The sequence below is a fragment of the Candidatus Alcyoniella australis genome (assembly GCA_030765605.1).
GTDB classification, from domain to species: domain Bacteria; phylum Lernaellota; class Lernaellaia; order JAVCCG01; family Alcyoniellaceae; genus Alcyoniella; species Alcyoniella australis.
On record JAVCCG010000119.1, the window covers coordinates 1 to 20,750 of the forward strand.

19 protein-coding genes are annotated in these 20,750 nt (G+C 64.0%); 6 read left to right on the top strand and 13 right to left on the bottom strand.

The window, feature by feature from the left end:
• Positions 1–621: hypothetical protein (locus P9M14_14410; protein ID MDP8256940.1), on the top strand; the 621-nt coding region annotated here is incomplete at its 5' end.
• Here the strand turns inward: P9M14_14410 and P9M14_14415 are convergent.
• Genes P9M14_14415 through rpsB form a run of 7 tightly spaced genes read right to left on the bottom strand, consistent with a single transcriptional unit; the run spans position 611 to position 8,297 of the window.
• The gene (locus tag P9M14_14415; protein ID MDP8256941.1) at positions 611–2,554 is read right to left on the bottom strand and encodes an ATP-dependent DNA helicase; all 1,944 of its coding nucleotides are present in this window, start codon (positions 2,552–2,554) and stop codon (positions 611–613) included. The two genes, P9M14_14410 and P9M14_14415, sit on opposite strands and share 11 nt — an antisense overlap.
• Complete coding sequence (locus P9M14_14420) at positions 2,547–4,361, bottom strand: ABC transporter substrate-binding protein (GenBank protein MDP8256942.1); 1,815 nt, start codon at positions 4,359–4,361, stop codon at positions 2,547–2,549. Before P9M14_14420 ends, P9M14_14415 begins: the two co-directional genes overlap by 8 nt.
• Entirely contained in the window at positions 4,358–5,281 is a 924-nt protein-coding gene (locus P9M14_14425; GenBank protein ID MDP8256943.1) for a DnaJ C-terminal domain-containing protein, read from the bottom strand. The genes P9M14_14420 and P9M14_14425 overlap by 4 nt, the downstream gene beginning before the upstream one ends.
• 16 nt (positions 5,282–5,297) lie before the next feature.
• Positions 5,298–5,855: a ribosome recycling factor gene (gene frr, locus P9M14_14430; protein MDP8256944.1), complete on the bottom strand. Its 558-nt coding sequence runs from the start codon at positions 5,853–5,855 to the stop codon at positions 5,298–5,300.
• Positions 5,852–6,574 carry a UMP kinase gene (gene pyrH / locus P9M14_14435; GenBank protein MDP8256945.1) on the bottom strand — a complete coding sequence of 241 codons (723 nt, stop codon included), beginning with the start codon at positions 6,572–6,574 and terminating at the stop codon, positions 5,852–5,854. Before pyrH ends, frr begins: the two co-directional genes overlap by 4 nt.
• A 39-nt stretch (positions 6,575–6,613) precedes the next feature.
• Positions 6,614–7,219 (bottom strand): translation elongation factor Ts, encoded by a 606-nt coding sequence (tsf, locus tag P9M14_14440; protein ID MDP8256946.1) that lies wholly within the window; start codon positions 7,217–7,219, stop codon positions 6,614–6,616.
• 22 nt (positions 7,220–7,241) lie between these two features.
• Entirely contained in the window at positions 7,242–8,297 is a 1,056-nt protein-coding gene (gene rpsB / locus P9M14_14445) for a 30S ribosomal protein S2 (GenBank protein MDP8256947.1), read from the bottom strand.
• A gap of 229 nt (positions 8,298–8,526) precedes the next feature.
• Here rpsB and P9M14_14450 point away from each other — a divergent pair, with 229 nt between their 5' ends.
• The 3 genes from P9M14_14450 to P9M14_14460 are packed head-to-tail and all read left to right on the top strand — an operon-like array spanning position 8,527 to position 11,028.
• Positions 8,527–8,889, top strand: a complete 363-nt coding sequence (locus P9M14_14450) for a hypothetical protein (protein ID MDP8256948.1) — start codon at positions 8,527–8,529, stop codon at positions 8,887–8,889.
• A gap of 6 nt (positions 8,890–8,895) precedes the next feature.
• Positions 8,896–10,188 (top strand): serine/threonine-protein kinase, encoded by a 1,293-nt coding sequence (locus P9M14_14455; protein MDP8256949.1) that lies wholly within the window; start codon positions 8,896–8,898, stop codon positions 10,186–10,188.
• A gap of 6 nt (positions 10,189–10,194) precedes the next feature.
• Positions 10,195–11,028 carry a hypothetical protein gene (locus P9M14_14460; GenBank protein MDP8256950.1) on the top strand — a complete coding sequence of 278 codons (834 nt, stop codon included), beginning with the start codon at positions 10,195–10,197 and terminating at the stop codon, positions 11,026–11,028.
• On the opposite strand, the gene rsmG is transcribed toward P9M14_14460, so the two are convergent.
• Together rsmG and mnmG are read right to left on the bottom strand one after the other, a co-directional pair.
• Positions 11,025–11,651 (bottom strand): 16S rRNA (guanine(527)-N(7))-methyltransferase RsmG, encoded by a 627-nt coding sequence (gene rsmG / locus P9M14_14465; protein MDP8256951.1) that lies wholly within the window; start codon positions 11,649–11,651, stop codon positions 11,025–11,027. The genes P9M14_14460 and rsmG overlap by 4 nt on opposite strands.
• Positions 11,651–13,528, bottom strand: a complete 1,878-nt coding sequence (gene mnmG / locus P9M14_14470) for a tRNA uridine-5-carboxymethylaminomethyl(34) synthesis enzyme MnmG (GenBank protein ID MDP8256952.1) — start codon at positions 13,526–13,528, stop codon at positions 11,651–11,653. The genes rsmG and mnmG overlap by 1 nt, the downstream gene beginning before the upstream one ends.
• Before the next feature lie 149 nt (positions 13,529–13,677).
• Between mnmG and P9M14_14475 the strand changes: the two genes are divergently transcribed.
• Positions 13,678–14,364: a VanZ family protein gene (locus P9M14_14475; GenBank protein MDP8256953.1), complete on the top strand. Its 687-nt coding sequence runs from the start codon at positions 13,678–13,680 to the stop codon at positions 14,362–14,364.
• 108 nt (positions 14,365–14,472) lie between these two features.
• On the top strand, positions 14,473–14,871 hold the full coding sequence (locus P9M14_14480) for a hypothetical protein (GenBank protein ID MDP8256954.1): 399 nt from the start codon (positions 14,473–14,475) through the stop codon (positions 14,869–14,871).
• On the opposite strand, the gene P9M14_14485 is transcribed toward P9M14_14480, so the two are convergent.
• Genes P9M14_14485 through P9M14_14500 form a run of 4 tightly spaced genes read right to left on the bottom strand, consistent with a single transcriptional unit; the run spans position 14,868 to position 20,670 of the window.
• Complete coding sequence (locus P9M14_14485) at positions 14,868–16,115, bottom strand: GDSL-type esterase/lipase family protein (GenBank protein MDP8256955.1); 1,248 nt, start codon at positions 16,113–16,115, stop codon at positions 14,868–14,870. The genes P9M14_14480 and P9M14_14485 overlap by 4 nt on opposite strands.
• 1 nt (position 16,116) lies before the next feature.
• On the bottom strand, positions 16,117–16,872 hold the full coding sequence (locus tag P9M14_14490; protein MDP8256956.1) for a DUF3108 domain-containing protein: 756 nt from the start codon (positions 16,870–16,872) through the stop codon (positions 16,117–16,119).
• The gene (locus P9M14_14495; protein MDP8256957.1) at positions 16,869–17,960 is read right to left on the bottom strand and encodes a tetratricopeptide repeat protein; all 1,092 of its coding nucleotides are present in this window, start codon (positions 17,958–17,960) and stop codon (positions 16,869–16,871) included. Before P9M14_14495 ends, P9M14_14490 begins: the two co-directional genes overlap by 4 nt.
• Before the next feature lie 4 nt (positions 17,961–17,964).
• Complete coding sequence (locus P9M14_14500; GenBank protein MDP8256958.1) at positions 17,965–20,670, bottom strand: TonB family protein; 2,706 nt, start codon at positions 20,668–20,670, stop codon at positions 17,965–17,967.
• Positions 20,671–20,750: the final 80 nt, after the last annotated feature.

Here is a 20,750-nt window from a genome sequence, read left to right on the forward strand (position 1 = left end):
GGAGCGACGTCGGGCACCAACGCCGAGATCCTGATCAAGGTCAACGGCGAGATCGTGCATACATTGGCGATTACGCCCCAGGACGCCGACGTGATGCGGCTGATCGACCTGGAACAGTACACCAGCGAAGGGAACAACGAGATTAGCATCGAGCTTCAGGGCGAGGGATCGCTACTGTACTCGATCGTCTCGCGCTTCTGGCTGCCGTGGAAACAGTTGCCCGCGACCCAGGGCGAGCCGATGAACATCGACGTGCGCTACGACAAGACCGAGCTGACCGCGGACGACATCGTGACCTGCAACGTGCGCGTGAACAACAATCTTCCGGGCGAGTTGGGCATGGTGATCGTAGACCTGGGAGTGCCTCCGGGCTTTGAGGTGCTCACGGAGGATCTGGACGAGCTGGTGGGTTCGAAGGTCATCTCGCGCTATGAGCTGACCGGCCGCCAGGTGATCGTCTACCTTGACGAGCTGAATCACGAGCGGCCCGTGGAGCTGAGCTACCGTCTGCGCGCCAAGTATCCGTTAAAGGCGCAGACGCCGCGCAGCAGGGTCTACCAGTACTACGATCCGACGACCCAGGCCCTTGCCCGGCCGACGACGATCACGGTCAATCAGTAGCGGATGGGTCCAATGGTTGTTCGAGAAACTCGCGTAGCGGTGAGATCTCGCTCACCTGGGGCGAGGGCGGCAGGCCGGCGATGATCTTGCGGCCGTAGCGCCGCGTGTGCAGGCGCACATCGGCGATCGCCAGTACGCCGCGGTCGTCGCGGCTGCGGATCAGGCGGCCTAGCCCTTGGCGCAGCGCGAGGATCGCCGAGGGCACTTGGAAGGTCCAGAACGGATCCTGCTGTCGCGCACGCGCGGCCTCGATCCGCGCGGCGATGATCGGCTCTCCGGGGCTGGCGAACGGCAGCTTGTCGATGAACACCGCGCTCAGACTTTCTCCGACCACGTCCACTCCCTGCCAAAACGATGCCGTGGCCAGCAGCACCGAGCTGCGGTCGTCGCGAAACTGTTCGAGCAGCGCGTTCTTCGTGCCCTCGCCCTGGAGCAGCACGCGGAACGGCAGGTCGTGGGGCAGGCGTTCGCGCACGCCGAGCATGTTGCGGTAGCTGGTGAACAGCACCAGTGCGCGGCCCGACGTGGCTCGCAGAAATTCGACCAGCCGCGTGGTCAGGGCCTCGACGAACTGCGAATCGTTGGGCTCGGGCAGGTCGCGCGGCAGGTAGAGCCGCGTCTGGCGGGCGAAGTCGAAGATCGGCGGGATCACCAGGTCGAGGGTCTCGTAGTCGATGCCCAGGCGCTGCTTGAGAAAGCCGAAGTTGTTGCCCGTGGTCAGAGTGGCCGAGGTGAGCACGATGCCGTTGCCGACCGAAAGCAGATTTTCGCGCAGCTGATCGGCGACCTCGATCGGGCTGGCGTTGAGCAGGCTGCCGCGCGGCCGGCGTTCGACCCAACGCACGCGTTCACGGTCCTGGCTGTCGAGGATCAAGCACAGGTCTGCGTGCAGCTCGCGGCCACGTCGCACGATCGTCTCGAGTTCCGCGGGACGCGTCTGGGGCATAGCCCGGCGCAGCTCGTCGCCCAGGGCACTAAGCGAGTCGAGCACGTTCTGGCCCGCGGCCTTGCCCAACTTATCGAGCTGTTGATCCTCGAGGCGAAAGCGGTCGTTGCCCGGCAGCTTATCCACGAGTTTGAACAGCGCCTTAGAGCGGCTTTCCAATGCTGAAGCCGCGCGGATCACCGTCGGCGGCGAGAGCTTGAGCGCGCTGAGAAACGAACGCAAGTCGCGCGTCAGCTCGCTTAGGCGCAACCCGGAGAACATCGTGCCGAAGTGCTCGGTGGCCACCTCCTCGAGCCCGTGCGCCTCGTCGAAGATCACGGCCTTGTGCTCGGGGATCACTCCGCTGGGGGAGGTGAGTCGTAGCGACAGGTCGGCGAAGTACAGGTGGTGGTTGACGATCACCAGGTCGGCGCGCGCCGCGGCCTGGCGCATGCGCGCGACGAAGCATGTCGTGAAAAAGGAACATGTCGAGCCCAGACAGTGATTGGAGGTCGAGCAGACCTGATTCCAGAAACGCAGGTTGTCCGGAAAATCGGTCAGTTCGGCGCGGTCGCCGGTCTTGGTTTTAGCGGCCCAGCTTGCGAAGGGTTTAACCAACTTCGCCTCCGCGGCCACATCGAGCAGCGGTTCGGCTAAAAAATGATCGAGCCGTTGCGGGCACAGGTAGTTGCCGCGCCCCTTCATCAGCGCGTACTCGAACTTGAAGCCCGCGCGCCGCAAACCAGGGATGTCCTTGTCGACCAGCTGCCCCTGCAGGGTCTTGGTGCCGGTACTGATTACGACCCGGCTGCCCAGCAGGATCGCCGGGACCAGGTAGGCCAGGGTCTTGCCTGTGCCGGTGCCGGCCTCGATCAGCGAGGTCTCGTTATCGGACAGGGCCTGCAGCACCAGTTGCGCCATCCGCGCCTGACCCGGACGCGGCTCGAACCCGGGCAGCTTTCGGGCCAGCGGTCCCTCGGGGCCGAAGATCTGCGTCAGGTCAGTCAAGGGACTGGATGCCCGAGGGGCCGAAGCCCAGCAGCTTGAGCGGACGCCTGATCTCGCCTGTGGCGTCGAAGGAGGTCGGGCCGCACACGCCGGGGAAGTCGCGCACTTCCCACAGCAGTTCGCGCAGCATCCCGCGGTCCGCGCCCGGATTGCGACTCAGTTGCCGGTCGAGAATGCGTCCCACGTCGTAGGCCGAGGCCGAGATCAAGTCCGGACGGCCGCTGATGTAGCGCTGGTAGTCGCGCAGAAAAACCTGTGTGGCCTGGTCGGTTGCGCCCTCGAAAAAGCCGTCGACGATTACCGCGTTGAACAGCTGCTCTCCCAGGGCCGCGGCCAAATGCTGATCATTCCAGCCGCTGGGGCCCAGCAGCAGCGGCTGTTGGGTCAGCAGCATCAGTTGTGGGACGATCACAGACACCGTGCGGCTGAAGTCGGGGATGAACAGCGCGTCCACGCGCCCGGCGCGCTTGAGGTCGCGCAGCTCGCGGTGCCAGTCCACGGAGGTCGGCTCGTAACCCATACTGATCACCAGCTCAAGGCCGCGCGCGCGCGCCTCACGCTGGAAATCGGCGGCCATGGTCTCGCCGTAGCGGTCCAGCGGGTAGAGAACGGCCACGCGTTTGACCTTGCGGATCTCGGCCGCGTAGCGCACCAACTCCTCGACCTGCGCGCTGTCGGTGGTAAAGGCGCGGAAGATCCAATCGCCGATCCCGGCGATGTGCTCCTTGCGCGTGAGCGTGATCAACGGGATCCCGAGGCGCTGGGCCTCGGTGGCGGAGGTGACCGCCTCCGAGCTCAGCAGCGGCCCGACGATCGCCACAACGTCGCTCTGGGCCAGCTCGCGCACGCATTGCGCGGCCAAGTTCGGGTCGCCCTGGCTGTCGCGGACCAGCAGGTGGATCAAGGTATCCTCGAGCTGCGGCTCGTCGTAGGCGCCGATGCCCAGCAGCAGCCCCTTGAGCGCCTGTTCGCCGTAGACGCTCAGCCGTCCGGACAGCGGCAGCACGCAGCCGATGAACACGTCGCGCGTGCCCCCGCGTTGGGGCAGGGTGGCCTGTCGCAGCCGCTGGGCCTCGAGGCGGATCGAGGCCGGACCCTGCTTTAGGTCGGCACGATCCAAGGTGCCCTGGGCCTTGTCGCGGCGGCCGGCCGCGATCTGTCGGCGGGCCAGCTCGATCGCCACCACGTCGCGTACAGGTCCGCGCTCCAGGCTGTCGAGCAGACTAAGTAAAATACGATCGTCGCCCAGTCCCGTGGCCACGCGTCGCGCCTCGATTACGCTCGTATCGCGTTGATCGCTCTGGGGCAAGATGCGCCAGGCCGCGGCAAAGCCGGCCAGCGACGATCCGGCCTGTCCCAGGGCGCCCAGGCTGCGTCCGAGGTAGAGCTGGGCCTGTCCCAGCCGCAACGCGTCCGGTCCCTGATCGAGGTAGGCCCGGAAGTCCTCGGATGCCTTGAGTTGCTCGCCGACCTCGTATGAGCAGTAGCCGCGGTAGTACAGCGCCTCGCGCGCGAACTCCGATTGCGGTTGCTCGCGCACCAGCTTGTCAAAGTAGATCCGGGCCTTGGGCGGGTCCTCGAGCCTGATGTAGATCGCACCCACGCGATACAGACAGCGGTCGATGAACCGCGCCTCTCCATGATGCACGACCAGCTTGCGGTAGAGTTCCAGTGCCTGCTCAAAATCGCCGGCGGAATAAGCGGCCTCAGCATTGGAGAACAGTTCCGACGCCTCGTCGGCCAGGGCCGAGTGCGGGCAGAGCACAAGCAGCGCCAGCGCCAGGCACAGCCCTCCTGTGCATCTCATCGGATTTCCTCCTGCCGCTCCCAGCAAAGCAGTTGCTCGATCTGTTCGTCGGTCAGCCGGGGTACACGGTAGTTCAGCTCCACGACGTGGTCGCCGTCAGCCTCGCCGTGCAGGTCGGGCAGCCCCTTGCCCTTGAGGCGGAAGCTCTTGCCCGAGGCCATTGCCTTGGGCAGCTCGATGGTCTGCGGGCCGTGGATCGTCTGCACCTGGACCGTGCCGCCGGACAGCGCGCTAGTGAATAAAATCTGTTGTCGGCTCAGCACGTCCAGGCCCGAGAGCGCGAAACGCTCGTCAGGCTTGACCCGCACCTCGACCACCAGATCGCCGGGCTCCGTCGAGCGTTCGCCCTTGCCGCAGATGCGCAGCCGGGCTCCGTCGGCCGTACCGCCGGGAACGCGCACGGGCAGATGCTCGCGCTCCACGCAGCGTCCCGTGCCCTGACAGTGAGCGCATTCGCGATCCTCGGTTTCGTCGCGGCCGTCGCAATCCGGGCAGGGCCCCGGACGATCGACCGCAAGCGAGTGGAACGAGTCGGCGGCAAGGTCGGTCAACTCGACCTCCAGCCGGTAGAGCAGGTCGCGGCCTGCCGACGAGCGCCGCGCCGCCTCGCGGCGACCGCGCTTGAAGCGGGCGATCGTTTGTCCGACGCGCGTCCCGGCTCGCCGGGCGAAACGATTGATCTCGGCGTTGAGTCGCGCGGCCTCCACCGATGTCTCGAAGGCGACGCGTTTCTCGGGGTCGTAGAGGATATCGTAGGCAAGCTGGACCTTCTGGAACGTCTCACGCATGCGCGGATCGTCTCCCGCCAGGTCGGGGTGCAGCTGTCTGGCGAGTCGGCGGTAGGCACTCTTGATTTCAGCTTGCGTTGCGCCTGGCCGGATCTTGAGCGTTTGATAAAGCTGCTGCAGCGACGGACTCATCGCGCACGAAGGTCGTTTAGACCTCCATGATCTCCTGTTCCTTGCGCTTGAGAATTTCGTCGGCCTTCTCGGAGTATTCATCGATGGTCTTCTGCACGCGCTCCTGGCCCTTGCGCGCATCGTCCTCGCTGACGTCGCCGCTTTTCTCGAGTTCCTTGAGCATCTCGTTGGCCTCGCGGCGGTGGTGCCTAAGCTGGATTTTGCAATCCTCGTTCATCTTTTTAACCAGCTTGACCAGATCCTTGCGACGGTCCTCGGTCAGCGGCGGGAAGGCGATGCGCACCACCCGGCCGTCGGAGTTGGGATTGAGACCCAGGTCGCTTTTAAGGATCGCGCGTTCGATGTCGCCGATGATGTTGGCGTCGTAGGGCTGGATCACGATCAAGCGGCTCTCGGGCACCGAGAGGGTGGCCATCTGATTTAGCGGAGTGGACGTGCCGTAGTAGTCGACGCGAATGCCGTCGAGAATCGAGAGGCTGGCGCGGCCGGTACGGATTTTGGAGAGCTCTTTGGAGTAGGCCTTGAGCGAGTTCTCCATCGCATCGATCATCTCGTGGTGGATATCTTCAATCATCTTATTTCCCCGTCGATGGACGTGCCGAGATCCTCCCCGATCAGGGCGCGTTTGATATTGCCCGGCACGGTCATGTTGAAGACTTTTATTGGGATCGAATTTTCGCGGCAGAGGCTGATCGCCGTGTGGTCCATCACCCGTAGATCGCCCTGGATCACTTCCAAGTAGCTGATGTGTTGGATCAACTCGGCCGAGCTGTCGAGGTTGGGGTCGGCGGTGTACACGCCGTCGACCTTGGTTCCCTTGAAGATCACGTCGCAGCTAAGCTCAGCTGCTCTCAACGCGGCGGTGGTGTCGGTTGTGAAGAACGGCCGTCCCAGGCCGGCGGCCAGGATCACCACGCGCCCCTTTTCCAGATGGCGGATCGCGCGGCGGCGGATGAACGGTTCGGCCACTTCCTCGCAACGAATCGCGCTGAGCAGCCGGGTGCTCACGCCGATCTGTTCCATGCGATCTTGCAGCGCCAGCCCGTTGATCAAGGTGGCGAGCATGCCCATGTTGTCGCCCTGCGGGCGGTCCATCCCCCTGGCAGCGCCCTTGATCCCGCGGAAGATATTTCCTCCGCCGATCACCAGCGCCAACTCCACTCCCAGGTTGACGGCGTTTTGCAGTTCGCCGCAGACCCTTTCCAGGGTGTTGGGATCGATGCCGTATCCGGTATCGCCCATCAGGGCTTCGCCGGACAGCTTGAGCATTACGCGGCGGTACTCCAACTGCACACTTCCTCCGAACGCCGATGCCGCCGCGGGTGGGAAAGCTTACTCGGGAAGCTGCTCCCCCACCTGCCAGCGGACAAACCGGCGGATTGACATGGCCTCGCCGATCTTGGAGAACGCTTCGGCCAGCAGGTCGCCGACGGTCTTGTCGGGATCCTTGACGAACGGCTGGTCGAGCAGGCAGACCTCTTTGGTCCATTTATCTACGCGCCCATCGGCGATTTTGTCGATGATCTTCTCGGGCTTGCCGTCCTCGATTGCCTGGGCGCGGGCGATATCACGCTCGTGCGCGAGCACCTTGGGATCGACGTCTTCTTTGCTGATAAACAACGGGTTGCTGGCAGCGATGTGAATCGCCAGCTGCTTGGCCAACTCGATAAAGTCATCAGTGCGGGCGACGAAATCGCTTTCGCAGTTGAGTTCGAGCAATACGCCGATCTTACCGCCGGTGTGGATGTAACTGTGAATTACACCCTGGGCTGTGGATCGTCCGGCCCGCTTGGCGGCCTTGGCCAGGCCCTTGGTCCGCAACCAGTCGATAGCTTTTTCCAGTTCGCCCTCGCACTCGACCAGGGCTTTTTTGCAATCCATCATGCCGGCGCCCGTGCGCTCGCGCAGGGACTTGACGTCAGTAACACTGATGCTCATCGATGTCTCCTAGATCTATCGCTTACTCGTCGGCCTGTTTTTTGGGCTCGGCGGCAGCCTCGTCGTTAACCTCTTGCTTGGTACCTGTTTCTTTTGTATCGGCCTTGTCCTCGACGGCCTGAACCGGCGGCTCCTCGGATTTGGCCTTCTGCGGCTCAGCGACTTTCTCGGGCTGCGCGTCGGTCGGCTCGCCGGGCTTCTCGCTCTGTGCTACCGGCTCCTCGGTCGGTGCCTCGCTCTCCGCCACCGGTACGCGGCGCTTGGCCACGATCTCGAATCCGACCTGCTGGTCGAACTCTACCGGCCGCGGCATTTCGTCGGAGCGGCGAACGTCGATTCCCTCGCGGTCGGCGCGGCTGCGCACGGCCTCCTCGAAACGCTTCTGGCCCTCGACGCAGGCGTCGGCGATCTTGCCGGCGAACAGCTGGATGGCGCGGATCGCGTCGTCGTTGCTCGGGACGGGGAAGTCGATCGGTTCGGGGTTGGTGTTGGTATCGACCAGCGCCACAATCGGGATGTTGAGCAGATTGGCCTCGTGGATCGCAAGATGGTCCTTGCGGCAGTCGATCACGAACAACACGCCGGGCAGGCGGCCCATGTCGCGCAGGCCCTTAAGGTTCTTGGCCAGCTTGTCTTTCTCGCGCCGCAGCTTGAGGATGCTCTTTTTGTTGAAGCGTGTGTAATCGACCTTCTCTTCGGCCTCTTTCAGACTCGGCTCAAGCTCCTCGAGGTATTTGTAGCGTTCAATCCGGCGCTTGATTGTGGCGTAGTTGGTCAGCGTCCCGCCCAGCCAGCGGTTGCTGATCCAGTGCATGCCCGCGCGCTCGGCCTCCTCCACCACGATGTCCACCGCCTGGCTCTTGGTGCCGACGAACAGCACTTTCTCGCCCATGGCCACGCGGCTGGCCACAAAGCGATAGGCCGTGTCGAAGAGCTCGACGGTCTGCTGCAGGTCGAGGATGTAGATTCCGTTGCGCGCGCCGAAAATGTAGCGCTTCATTTTGGGGTTCCAGCGTTTGGTCTGGTGACCAAAGTGGACCCCGGCCTCGAGCATGGTCTTCAGGGAAACGATCGGCATACGGTTTTCTCCTAACGGGTTGTTCCTCCGCGACCTTCTTCCTCAGCGGTCGGCGCGTGAGCGCCACCCCTCCGCCTTGTCCAGTCGCGTGTGTAATCGTGTCCTGCGGGCCGAATCGGTGCGCCCGCGAACCGTGGATGTGTACCACGTGTTGCGACGCAAATCAAGATGATCCGTGGGCAAATCGCCGTTGACTGGGGTATAATCCCGCCTTATCGGAGTGATGAAAATGCAAGTTGTAAAGATAGCGTTGATGCTGATCGTCTGTGCGACGTTGTGCTGCTGCCCGGCCAATAACGAACCGGCGGCCACGCCCGAACCCACGCCGGAGCAGCCCAGTACGATGCTCGGTTCGCTGAGCCAGGCGGCGGGAGTCGAGGCTCAGAGCTACGGGCACAGCGTACAGACGGCCCAGATGGCGTACCGCGCGGTCAATGGGCGTTTCGCCTGTTCGCTGGACGAGCTGATGACCATCGAACGCGAGCTGGGCGTAAATCCGCAGATTAGCCTCGTTTTCGGCGACTGCAACGTCGAGGGATATACCTTCACGGTGATTTCCCGCGACGGGAAGCAATTCGTCTTAAGCGACTGACGCATCGTGTCGACCCCCTCGCAGATCGGCCGCTACGAGATCCTCGATCGGATCGGCGCGGGAGGTATGGGCACGGTCTACCGCGCAAAACTGCCGACCCTCGAGCGGATCGTTGCGCTGAAGATCCTCTCCGACGAGTGCCTGAGACATCCGGACCTGGTCAGCCGCTTCCGCCAGGAGGCGAACATGTTGGCGCGGATGGATCACCCGAATATCGTCAACATCTTCGATTTGGACGAGCACAACGAAAAACTGTTCTACGTGATGGAGTACCTGCCGCGTTCGCTGGCCGACGAGATCTACATTCGGCAAGCCGACGGCGCGACCAGGGGCGTCCGGCCGATCAGCTTCCGTTGCGCCTTGGATTGGTTCGTGCAGATCGCCCAGGGGCTGGCCGCGATCCACGCCGAGGGAGTAGTGCACCGCGACCTGTCGCCGCAAAACATCCTGATCGACACCGACCTAACGGCCAAGATCTCCGACTTCGGGATTGCCAAGCAGCTGGGCTGTCCGAGTATGACCAAGACCGGCCTGACCGGGATCGGCAAGGAGATGTACGTCGCTCCCGAGCAGTGGGTCGATTTTAAGCGAGCCGACGCGCGCTCCGATATCTATTCCGCAGGGGTGATCTTCTACCTGATGCTCACGGCCCACTTCCCGGTGGGACGATTCGATCGGCCCCGGGAACTGGCGCCGCACGTGCCCTCGGAGCTGGACGCGCTGGTGATGCGCTGTCTGGATTATCAGCCCGAGACGCGCTACCCCGGGGGCGTGGAACTGCTCGCGGCGTTGCAGACGATCGACGTGTCAACGGTTCCCGACCTGGAGCCCGAGCCGATGACCATTGACAGGCAGCGTCCCACGCCGCCGCCCGTGGCCCAGACGCCGACGCGGATGCTCGACGCTACGCCCGCGCCCGGTCAGCCGCCGCCCGCGCCCGAGGGTCTGGATCAGACCCCGTTTGCCGTTTCGATCGAGGACGTCACCGGCGGATTCGCTCGCCCGGAGGCCTCCCGCGGGACGGCGATCTTCTCGGTCGTGCTGCTGTTCCTGCTCTGCCTCTGGCCGCTTAACAGCGTGCTCGCTGCATTGTTGGGTACGATCAATCTGATGAGGATCAAGCGAAACCCCGTGAAGTACGGCGGCCGCGACATGAGCATCGTGGCGGTGGTGGTCGGCGTGGTCGAGCTGCTGTACGTTCCCTTGATCGGCTGGTTCGTCTACTTCTTCGAGTGGCCGCCCTTTGTCTGGAAACTGATGCAGATGTTCGTTAACTTTCTGGGCTACCAGTTCTCCTGACCCGCGATGAACGAGCGCGCTAAACGCTCGCTGTTCTACCTGGCTCTGCTGGGGCTGCCCCTGCTGGCGCTGCTGCTGGCCTACAGCCTTTCGGCCGAGCCGCAGTGGATCACGGTCAACTACCAGCGGCTGGACTCGACGCCGCTCAACACGGCCCTTGTCGGTACGCGCATCGTTGTCGTGGCTGACCTGCATTCATACGGGTTTCGTACGCCCGAGCTCAATGTACTGCGCACTGTCGAGGAGCTTGACGCGGACTGGGTGCTGGTGCCCGGCGACATTCTGCCGCGCATTGATGCGGACCACGACGCTGTGGACGTGCTGCATTCGCTGCATGCGCGCAACGGCGTGATTGCCAGCTACGGCGATTCCGACGTGTTCTTCGAGCGCGAGCTCAGCGGGCAAAACCTGCTGCGAACGCCGACCACGCTGCTCAATGATCGTGTGCAGGTGCTGGTCGATTCGTATCAGTACATCCAAGGGCCCGGAGGCCCGGTGCTGATCGCCGGGCTGGACGGCATCTACCCGCCCGAGCCCACACGGTTTCTCGATTCGCTGCCGCGCGACGCGCCGGTGATTTTGCTTGCGCATTATCCCGAGGTGTTCGATGCGGCCGCACAGCGCGGAATCGAGCTGACCGTGTCCGGCGACACCCACGGCGGCCAGGTGGAGCTGCCGCACTTCCTACTGCACCTGATCTTCGGCCCGGCCAAGACCAAATACCGCCAGGGCCTGTTCTCAAAAGGCGAGAGCCTACTCTACGTGAACCAGGGAATCGGCATGAGCGTGCTTCCTATGCGCTTTGCCTGCCGCCCAGAGATTACGGTTTTCGATTTCTAGCCCAGATTATTGATTCGCTCCAGGTGCAGGATCAGGCGCGTGGGGTGCGGGTCAGGGGCAAGTCCGTATTCCAGTCGTTGGAGCAGCTTCCAATGCGCCTCGATTGCGGGCGCATCGTCGGTTGTGGTCCACAGCAGCGCTTTGCCGCCGTTGGGCAGTACGTTGCGCAGCAGCTCCAGCGCGCTGTGCGGCGCGGCCAGGGCCCGGGCGCAGGCCAGGTCGAAGCGCTCGCTTGACTCCTCGATGCGGCAGGTGAGCACGCGCACGTTTGTCAGACCCAGTTTGCGCGCCACGTGTTCGAGAAACGCCGTCTTCTTACCGCGCGATTCCACAAGCGTCACGTTCAGCTCGGGCCGGGCCAGGGCCAGCGGGATGCCCGGCAATCCGCCGCCGGATCCCAGGTCGGCCAGCGTTCCGCTTTGGGGCAGCAGGGGCAGGGCGGTCCACGAGTCGAGCACATGGCGCTGGACGATCGTTCGCGGCTCGCGGTCGGCAGTGAGGTTGATCTTGGCTGACCAGCGCGCCAGCTCCAGCACGTAGTCCGCGGTCAGCTCCAACGTGTTTTGCGGAAGCCCGTAGCGGGCCGCATCGCGGGCCAGCAGATCGATCAATTCCTGTCTCATCAATTAATCTTTCGTTTGATCACAGCGTGCAGTAGGCCGATGGCGGCCGGGGTCATGCCCGAGATGCGCGAGGCCTGCCCCAGGGTGCGCGGTCGGACCTGTTCGAGCTTGTGTTGCAGCTCGCCCGAGAGCCCGGGCAGGCCGGAGTATTCGATCGTCTCGGGGATCTTCAGCGATTCGATCCGCGCCGCGCGCTCGACTTCAGTCTGCTGGCGTTTGAGGTAGCCCTCGTACTTGAGGCTGACCTGCACCTGCTCGGCCTCGTCCGCGGAGAGTGTCGGCCGTTGCGGGTCAATGGCGGCGAGGTCCTCCAAAGTAACCTCTGGCCGTCGCAGCAGCGACGCCAGGCTGATCTTGCCCGCGGGCAGCGATGTGCCCAGCTCGTCGCACAGCCGGGCCAGGCGGTCGCCGCTGGTAACCGTTGTCTGGTGCAGCCGCGCGATCTCGGCCTCGACGTTGCGCGCCTTACGCTGCACCGCGCGCAGCTGCTCCTCGCCCAGCAGGCCGATCTCGCGTCCTAGGGGCGAGAGCCGCAGGTCCGCGTTGTCCTCGCGCAACAGCAGCCGGTACTCGGCGCGGCTGGTGAACATTCGGTACGGCTCGGAGGTGCCCTTGGTCACCAGGTCGTCGATCAGCACGCCGATGTAGGCCTGGTCGCGGCCCAGCACCAGCGGCTCGAGGTTCCCCAGGGATCGCACTGCGTTGATCCCGGCGATCAAGCCCTGGGCCGCGGCCTCCTCGTAGCCCGAGGTGCCGTTGATCTGACCGGCGAAGTACAGGCCACGCACACGGTGGGTCTCCAGGCTCGGTTCGAGCACCAGCGGATCGACGTAGTCGTACTCAATGCCGTAGCCCCATTGCAGGACCTCGGCGTGCTCCAAACCAGGGATCGTGCGGATGTAGCGCAGCTGCACGTCGCGCGGCAGGCTGGTGGACAGGCCGTTGGGGTAGACCCACTCGCTGTCGAGCCCCTCGGGTTCGAGGAACACGTGGTGCGAGCGGTGGTGCGGAAATTTTACAACCTTGTCCTCGATCGACGGGCAGTAGCGCGCGCCGACCCCGGTGATCACGCCGGAGAACAGCGGACTGCGCTCGAGACCGGCGCGGATCGCCTCGTGGGTCTGCTCGTTGGTGTGGGTGATGTGGCACGAGACCTGCGGCAGCCCGGGAGGCGGGCCAAAGAAGCTGAAGGTCGAGGGCGGCGTATCGCCGGGCTGCTCCACGCAGCGCGAATAGTCGATGCTGTTGCAATGGATGCGCGGGCAGGTGCCGGTCTTAAGCCGCGCCAGCTCAAACCCCAGCGCCTCCAGCGAAGCGGAGAGTTTGTCAGCGGCACGGTCGCCTATGCGACCGCCGGGGGTCGCCTCGAATCCGACGTGCATCAGACCGCGCAGAAATGTTCCGGTGGCCACCAGCACAGCCCCGGCGTCGTACTCCACGCCCGACGCGCAGCGGACGCTGCTGACGCGGGTCTCGCGGCCCGCGCCTTGCTCTACCTCGATGGAAACCACCTCGTCCTCGACGATCGTCAGCCCGGCGCTTTGCTCCAATGCTTCGCGCACCCAGTGGGCGTAGAGCGCCATATCGCTTTGGCAGCGCCTGGCGCGCACCGCCGCCCCGCGCTTGGTGTTCAGTCGGCGGAACTGGATTCCCGTGGCGTCGGCCGCGTACCCCATCAGTCCGCCCAGGGCGTCGATCTCGCGCACCAGGTGTCCCTTGCCCGGGCCGCCGATGGAGGGATTGCACGACATGGCGGCGATCGCCTCGCGGCGCATGGTGATCATCAAAGTGCGCGCGCCCAGGCGCGAGCCGGCCCAGGCGGCCTCACAGCCCGCGTGCCCACCGCCGATGATCACCAGATCGTAGTGGATTCCCATGGTCGCTAACCTGAGATATTCACCTTCTTTCGTCAACCACGCAGCATACGGGGTTTGCTGTAAATCGATGTTTAACGCCTCAAGCAGCAAGTCGCTGTGTAAAACTCTTGACGCGATGCGCGGTGGGCATTGATAGTGAACTTTAAACCATGACGACAGGTATGGACGTGAGCGATCTATTACAAATACAACTTGGGTATTTAGGCTTCGCTCTGGTCTGGGTGCTCTCGCAGGCCATGCTGCTGTGGACCGCGCTGCTGCTCTATCGCGCGTTGGGACGCGGCAAGATCAGCCTGGGAAACGCCCTGTACTGGCTGGTCCTCTTGGGTTGGGTCGGATTGATCTGCGCAACCCTGGGGATGGTGCGGCAACTGACCAACGCGATCACCGATGCCATGGGTCGCGGCAATTTCAATCTGCTGGTGTTGATCGTGCTGGGGCTGATCGGCCTGTGCCTGTTGGTTTTCCTCGGCGTCGGCATTGCTCGGCGCAGGATATCGGGCCGCAGTCTACTGTGGCTGCTGCTGTTGTTCGCAACGGCCGCGATCACGGCCTACATGCAGGGCTGGAGCCCCATCGGCCGCATCCATCTGGTTCAGTATGGCCTGGTCGGAGCCCTGAGCTTTCTGGCGCTACGTTCGCTGGTGCCCTGGCCGCGCCTGCTTTCGGCCGCACTGGGTCTGGCGACGGCCTTCGGAGCCCTGGACGAGGTGATTCAGGGATTTCTGTCCACGCGCTATTACGACATCTGGGACGTGCTGATCAACGCGGTGGCCGCGGGAATCGGCATCGGCGTGGTGCTGGTGCTCAGGCCGCGTTCGGGTGATATCAGCTGAGCTGTATTCTTTTCTATTGAAGCTCTGTTTCAAGTCTGTTAAGCAAGAATTGTGTCCTTGTGAGTGAATAATCCTGGAGAGTTAAAGGTTCTTCATTCGGAGGCTTCAATGAACGCATACAGGTCCAAAGAACTAATCGTCAAAATGCAGGACAAGCCCGGGCTGGCGGCGAAGATCTTCGCCGCGGTCGCCGCGACCAAGGTCAACGTCAAGGCCACGGCCGGTTACACCATGGGCAGCGATGCCTTGCTGATGCTGGTTACCGACGGCAACGCCAAGGCCAAGCGCGTCCTGCTAAAGGCCGGATTCAGTTGTGACGACCGCGACGTGGTCGTGGTCGAGACGCGTAACAAGCCCGGTGAGATGAGCGTGATCTGCCAAGCTCTGGCCGATAAGAAGATCACAATCGATTTTCACTACGCCACGACAACCGGCGTGCGCAGTGCGACGATCGTGCTGTTGACCTCGGACAACGCCAAGACGCGCAGGCTGTTGGCCAACCTTTAATTAGGGCCGCTGAGGGCCAGCCCCGCGCCGAGCAGACGCCGGGCCGCATTGACCGCCAGCTCGCGCAGCAGCGGGTCGGGCTCGCGGCCGCTTTGCGCCCTATCGCGGCGTTCAATCCGCTCGTAGCAGGGATCGGCCAGATTGCGGGCGATCAGCTCCAGCCCCGCGGGCGAGGGGTGCGGGTCAACAGCGAAAAACATTGGCGCGCCTTGTTCGATCCCGTTGCGTAGCGGCTCGACCAGCGACAGCGCGTCGATTTGCAGCCGATCGCAGATTTGCATCAGCCGCTTTTCAGGCTGCCCGCGGTCGAGCTGTTGCGGGTCCAGGCCGTAGTAGGCCACGCCGCGCTGAAACACATCGTCGATCACCGTGCTCTTGGAGGGCAGAGCGACCACCAGCAACTGGGCCCCGTGGCGCGCGCAGAGCTGCCCGATCTGATCCAGGTAAAGTTCGCTGATTTGCCAGCCACCCAGCGCGCGTGCGTCAGGCGGGACCTGCATCAGGCCCAGCTCCTTGGCCGGTGCGGACTCGACCAGGTTCCAGCGCATCAGCAATCCCCAGGAACGGATTGCCACAAACTGCGCCAGTCGACTGCGCGAATAGATCCCGTGGCGCAGCCGTTTGTAGAGGCTCCAACCCGGGGGCTGCGGCAGGTTGGGCAACGGCTGGTTCTCGATATCGACGCGGAAGTTCAAGTTGTCGTCCGGGTCGTTGCCCAGAAAGAAAAAAACCAGCACCAGCTCCGGTTTGTAGCGCGGAAGCCAGCGCTCGAGCTGCACCCGCGCCTGCCCCTGGCAGTAGCCCGAGCAGCCGAGGTTGAAAAATTCCACCGGCCGCGGGCCGCGTTGCGCCAGGGCCGACTCGAGCCGCGCGGGGATCGTCTCGTGCTGCTGCGCGCCGTAGCCGAAGACGATACTGTCGCCTAGGCACAGTACGCGCCGGGCGCCGGGGCCCAGCGATCCGAACTCGGAGTCGCGGTAGCCCGCGGAGTTGGTACGGATCGCGACCTCGAATTCGGGGCTGTAGTTCAGGCCGATGAAGTCCGGCAGCATCCGATGGCCCAGCTGTTGGTCGTCGATGTAAAGGTTGCGGCCCGCGTTGTCGAGGATCTGGTGCGCCTCGTGAGGAGTCCAGTATCGGCGAAAACCGGCCTCGACCAGCAGCAGCGTGATAGCGGTGCTGGCCAGCAGCAGGATGATGTCAAAGACGCGCCGCCGTCCGCCGCTGCGATGCCCAGCGTTCAACTCACTGCAGCTCGCCGTAGATCTGGCCGACGAAGGCCTCGGCCTCGAAGCGCAGCAGCAGGCGTTGCGCATCGTCCGAGACGTAGAAGTAGACCTCGCGCACCTTTTCGGTGCCGCTGCTCTTATCCTGTTCGGAACTGCTGACGATGCGCGGGGCGATTTTCAGCGCGGCGAACCTGCCGCGGGGTACGTTGATTATCTCGCGGCTGACCACCTTATATTCCAGCAGGTGCGTGCGTTTGCCGTCGAACACGCTCAGGCGCTGCACGTCGCCCACGTCGAGATCCTGGGTGCGCACGAAGAACAGCGCGCTGATCGGATCCATGTACTTATCGGCCTCGACCTCGCGGTCCTTCATCCGGCGGTGCTTCTTGACCCGCGTGGAACGCGCGACGTTGGTCTCGTAGTTCCAGATGATGTCCGTGTCCTGGGTGAAGCGGCCCTCGCGCTGGTAGAAGCTGTAGCGGATCGGATTGAGATCCGCGGTTTTGGTGAACGTGACGAACTCGTCGCGCATTTTCCAGATCAGGTCGATCGCCCGCTTGGTCCGGCCGTGGATCTTGATCTCGTAGCACTGGTTGCCGAAGTAATCGACCACGTCGATCTCGACGTCGATCTCCGCGGCCGGGATGCCGTTCCAGCCGAACTGGTAACTCAGCCGCTCGCCCTGGAACTGCGCTCCGGCGCTGGCTATCGTCGGAACCAGCAGCAGCGCCACCAAGAGCAACCACAGCAGGATGCTTACGCGTTTAATCACTGATCCTCCGAGATCTGTTCGTAGATCTGTCTGGTCAGCCGGACCCACTCGTTGTCGATGTCGAGCTGACGGGCGACGTTGAGGTTCTTCTTGAGCACGGCCAGGGACTTGCTGCGCAACGGCTCGACCGCCTCGAGCAGCTGATCGCGGTACGCTTGCTGTTGCTCCTGGTCCAGCTCGTCGGGCAGCGGAGCTTCGAGGATCTCCTCGCGCAGCTCGAAGTAGCCCAGACCGATCTTGTACATGCTGGCGGTCATCCACTGCGGATTGTGGGTGCGGATCGCCTTGAGGTACTGCGCCCTGGCCAGCAGCAGCAGCCGGGCCTTGTCCTCGAGCGTCGACTCCATCTGCTCCATCGGCACGTTCAGGTTCAGCGCGGAGAACTGGTCGTAGTAGACCTCGCCGAGCACGAAGTAGGCCTGGGCGATGAACGTGGGCCTTCCCAGGGGAATGCGGCGCGACAGCTCGTCGTAGTGTTCGAGCACCTGCCGCAACTCTTGCTTGGCCTGGGAGGGTTGGCCCGCGAAATACAGCGCGATTGCGGCCCGCGCCTCGAGCTTGAGCTGCTGTTGGGGAGCAAGGCCGGGCAACATCGCGGCCTCGCCGTAGACTGCATGCGCCTCGCTCCAGCGGTCGAGCTGCTCAAGACAGGACCCGCGCCGCAGCGGCACCTCGTGCGGCTCGAAGTCGTCGGGCCAAAGCTGGCCGGCGCGCAGATAGTAATCCAGCGCCTCTGAATAACGCTGTTGGCGCTCAAGGCAGAGGCCGAAGTTGTAAGTCGCCAATCCGGCGAACTCTGATTCGGGGAATGTTTCGATCAGCCTGCCATAGAGCTGCTCGGCCTGGGCGAAACGCTGTTCGTTGTAGGCGCGGTTGCCTTGCTGCAGCAGGATGAACGCATCGTAGTAGGTCGCGGGCAGTTCGCCGCTGGGATCGACCTCAACGTAGATCGGGTCGAGGTCCGCCAGCGGATCGATCTGTTTTTGATGAGTGCAGCCCGTAATCGCCAACCCGGCAATTAAGACCAGTGCCCAAGCAGCGATCAGGCCGCGTCTGCGGACTGACGCGCCGTGGGCGCGATGGGACACGGGGTTACTCCTGGAAGGTGAACTTGTAGTTCACCGTTGCCGACCCGCCGACCGGTTTGGGGAACTTCATCCGCTGTACCCGGCGCAGGATGCAGGCCTCGACCTGTGGGTCGCCCAAGGTGCTTTGGGTGATCGTCGCGCTGACCACCGAGCCATCGGCGCCGACGTTGAAGCGGACCCAGACCACGCCCTCCAGGCCCGGATTGCGGCGCAGGCCCTCGCGATAGCAGACCTTCACCCGTCCGATGTACTCGGAGATGGTGCTGTTGATCTGATCGCGCGTCAGGCCCTTGGTCGCGGACGTCGGCGTCGGAGCGGGCGTGGCTGCGGGCGAGACGCCCGGCGGGGGCGTCACGGGCACGGCGTCGAGGTCGACGGTCTCGGGCGTCGGCGTTACCGGCACGGCGTCGAGGTCGACCATCTCGGAGGGCGTCGGCGCGGGAGTCGGGACCGGTGTCGGAACGGGAGTGGGCGCGATCGGCTCCGGTGTCGGTACGGGAGTCGGCGCGGGAGTTGGTGCGGGGGTCGGAACCGGGATCGCTGCTGCGGCGCGACGTTCGCGCGCCAGCTCGCGTTTGGTGCTCGCCTCGCCGGAATTGGGGTTGACCGCCAGCGCCTCGCTGAAGCGGTCGATCGCCCAATCCCAGTTCTGCTGATTCATCGCCTGGTCGCCCTGGCCGATCAGCGCGCTCTCCATTGAGCGCAGGCGGTTGTTGGCCGTGGAGTTACCCGAGTCGATGCCAAGCACCTGGCGGTACTTGTTGGCGGCCGTGCGGAACGCGCCCCTGCGGTAGTCGGTGTTGGCGCGCGCGAGCAGCGATTCAACGCGACGGTCGACCTGCGGGGTCGGCGCGGGCTGACGGGTCGCCGCCGGCGGGGGGGTGGGTTTGACGGTCTGTGCGGGCAGCGGCTCGGGGCTGGGCTGCGGCGTGGTCTGGACGACCGGCTCGTCGCCGGCGAACAGCTCGGCGATCTGGTCGCGGTAGAGCGCAAAGGCCACAACGCAGCCGATGAGCACCACCGCCGCGATAATTATAATCGACATCAAGCGGCTGTCCTGCCGTTTGGGCTTGAGCGGTTTGAACACTGCGGAGGGCACCGATGTCGGGGGTTCTACGGCCGCGGCTATTGGCTTGGGCTCGAACTCCTCGACCAGGGGTTGCTCGATTTCGGCCGGCGGTGCTTCGGCAGCCTCGGGCTCGGGCGGCTCGGGCTCTGAGGGCGTGATCGGGGGCGGAGTCTCGAACCCGGAGAGGAAGTCGCTTACAACGTCGCGCTCCTTCTCACTGATCGGCGGCTCCATCTGATCAGAGGGCGGCTCTTCCACGGTCTGCTCAACGGAGGGCTGCTCGATTTGCGTAAGCTGTTCAACATCATCCGGCTCAGCCTCAAACTGCCCGTGGTCGATGTAGCGGTCGGGCTGCTGGGTGGCGGCGTCGCTGATCAGCATTTCGTCGTCGGACTCGGGCAGGGGGGTCTCGGAGACGGCCTTGCCGAAAACCTCCTGGATCACTTCGGCGCCGATTACCGGTTTGCCCTCTTCGGGCTTGGGCTGCGGCTTTTCTTCGGCAACCGTCGCGGTGGTTTCGCCGTCCATCAGGTCGCCCAGTTCGAGTCCCTCAATCGGTTCTGCGGCGGCCGGTTGGGTTACGATCGGTTCCTCGGGCTGCTCCGCGGGCTGCTCGTCAACGGCGAAGACGTCGATTTCCGCTTCGCTGGCAGGCGCCTCGGGTTCGGCCTGGGCCCCGGAGGGTTCGATATAGCTGCCCTCGAATGCCTGTATCAGGGCCTGCTTCAGTTCCGCTGCGCTGCCGTAGCGCGATGCCGGGCTGTTGGCCAGGCAAGCCTTGACTACCCAGCCCAGGGCCTCGGGGAAGCTGCGGCTGATCTCGATGGCGTCGCCCACCTCGTCGCTGGGAGCCGAACCGGTGAGCATCGCGTGGGCCAATGCGCCGACCGAGTAGATGTCCGCGGCCGGACCGGCGTTGGGCGATTGGGCCCTGACCTCCGGTGCGCGGTACTCGCCGCCGTCCACCATCGCTAACTGGGACTTGGGCATTTTCAGCAGCAGGCCGCCGGCAATGCCGAAATCGGCGATGCGCGCGCCGTTCTTGAGCAGGAAGATGTTTTGCGGCCGCAGGTTCAGATGCGGCAGGCGCTTGTGCGCCTCGCTCAGGGCGTCACAGATTTCGAACAGGGTGGACTGGAGCTGCTCCAGGCCCAGCTCCTTTTTCTTGTCGTGCAGCAGCCGCAGCAGGGTGGCCAGTGTCTGGCCGATCAGGTACTCGTAGACCACGTAGGTCTGGCCGCTCTGTTCGCCGAACTCCAGCACGCGCGAGATGTCGCGCTGGTCCAGGGATTGGGCGCGTTTGATGCAGCCCACGAACTGTTCCTTGGAGCCCTGGTCGGGAAGCAGGCGTTCGTAGATCGTCTTGACCGCGACGGTTTTACGCGTCTGCTGGTCCTGACAGCGGTAGACGATGCCGAAATTGCCTCTTCCGATCAGGCCCTTGACCAGGTAATGGCCGCCGACGATCTCGCCCACGGCGTATGTCTTGGTGGTGGTCGCCTGGTCGATACTGCTCTCGATGGACTCGATCGCCTCATCGGAGAACAGGGCGTCGCCGATGTCCTTGGGGAGCTGTTTGCCGCAGTTGATGCAGGTCGTCTTATACAGCGGCGTTTGCCGCTTACAATAGGGGCAGATCATGCCAACCCTCGATGTTTATCATCAGGATTCCGCAGATATGGAATCCCCTTTCAGTTTTGGCTCCCGAAGCCGCCATAGCT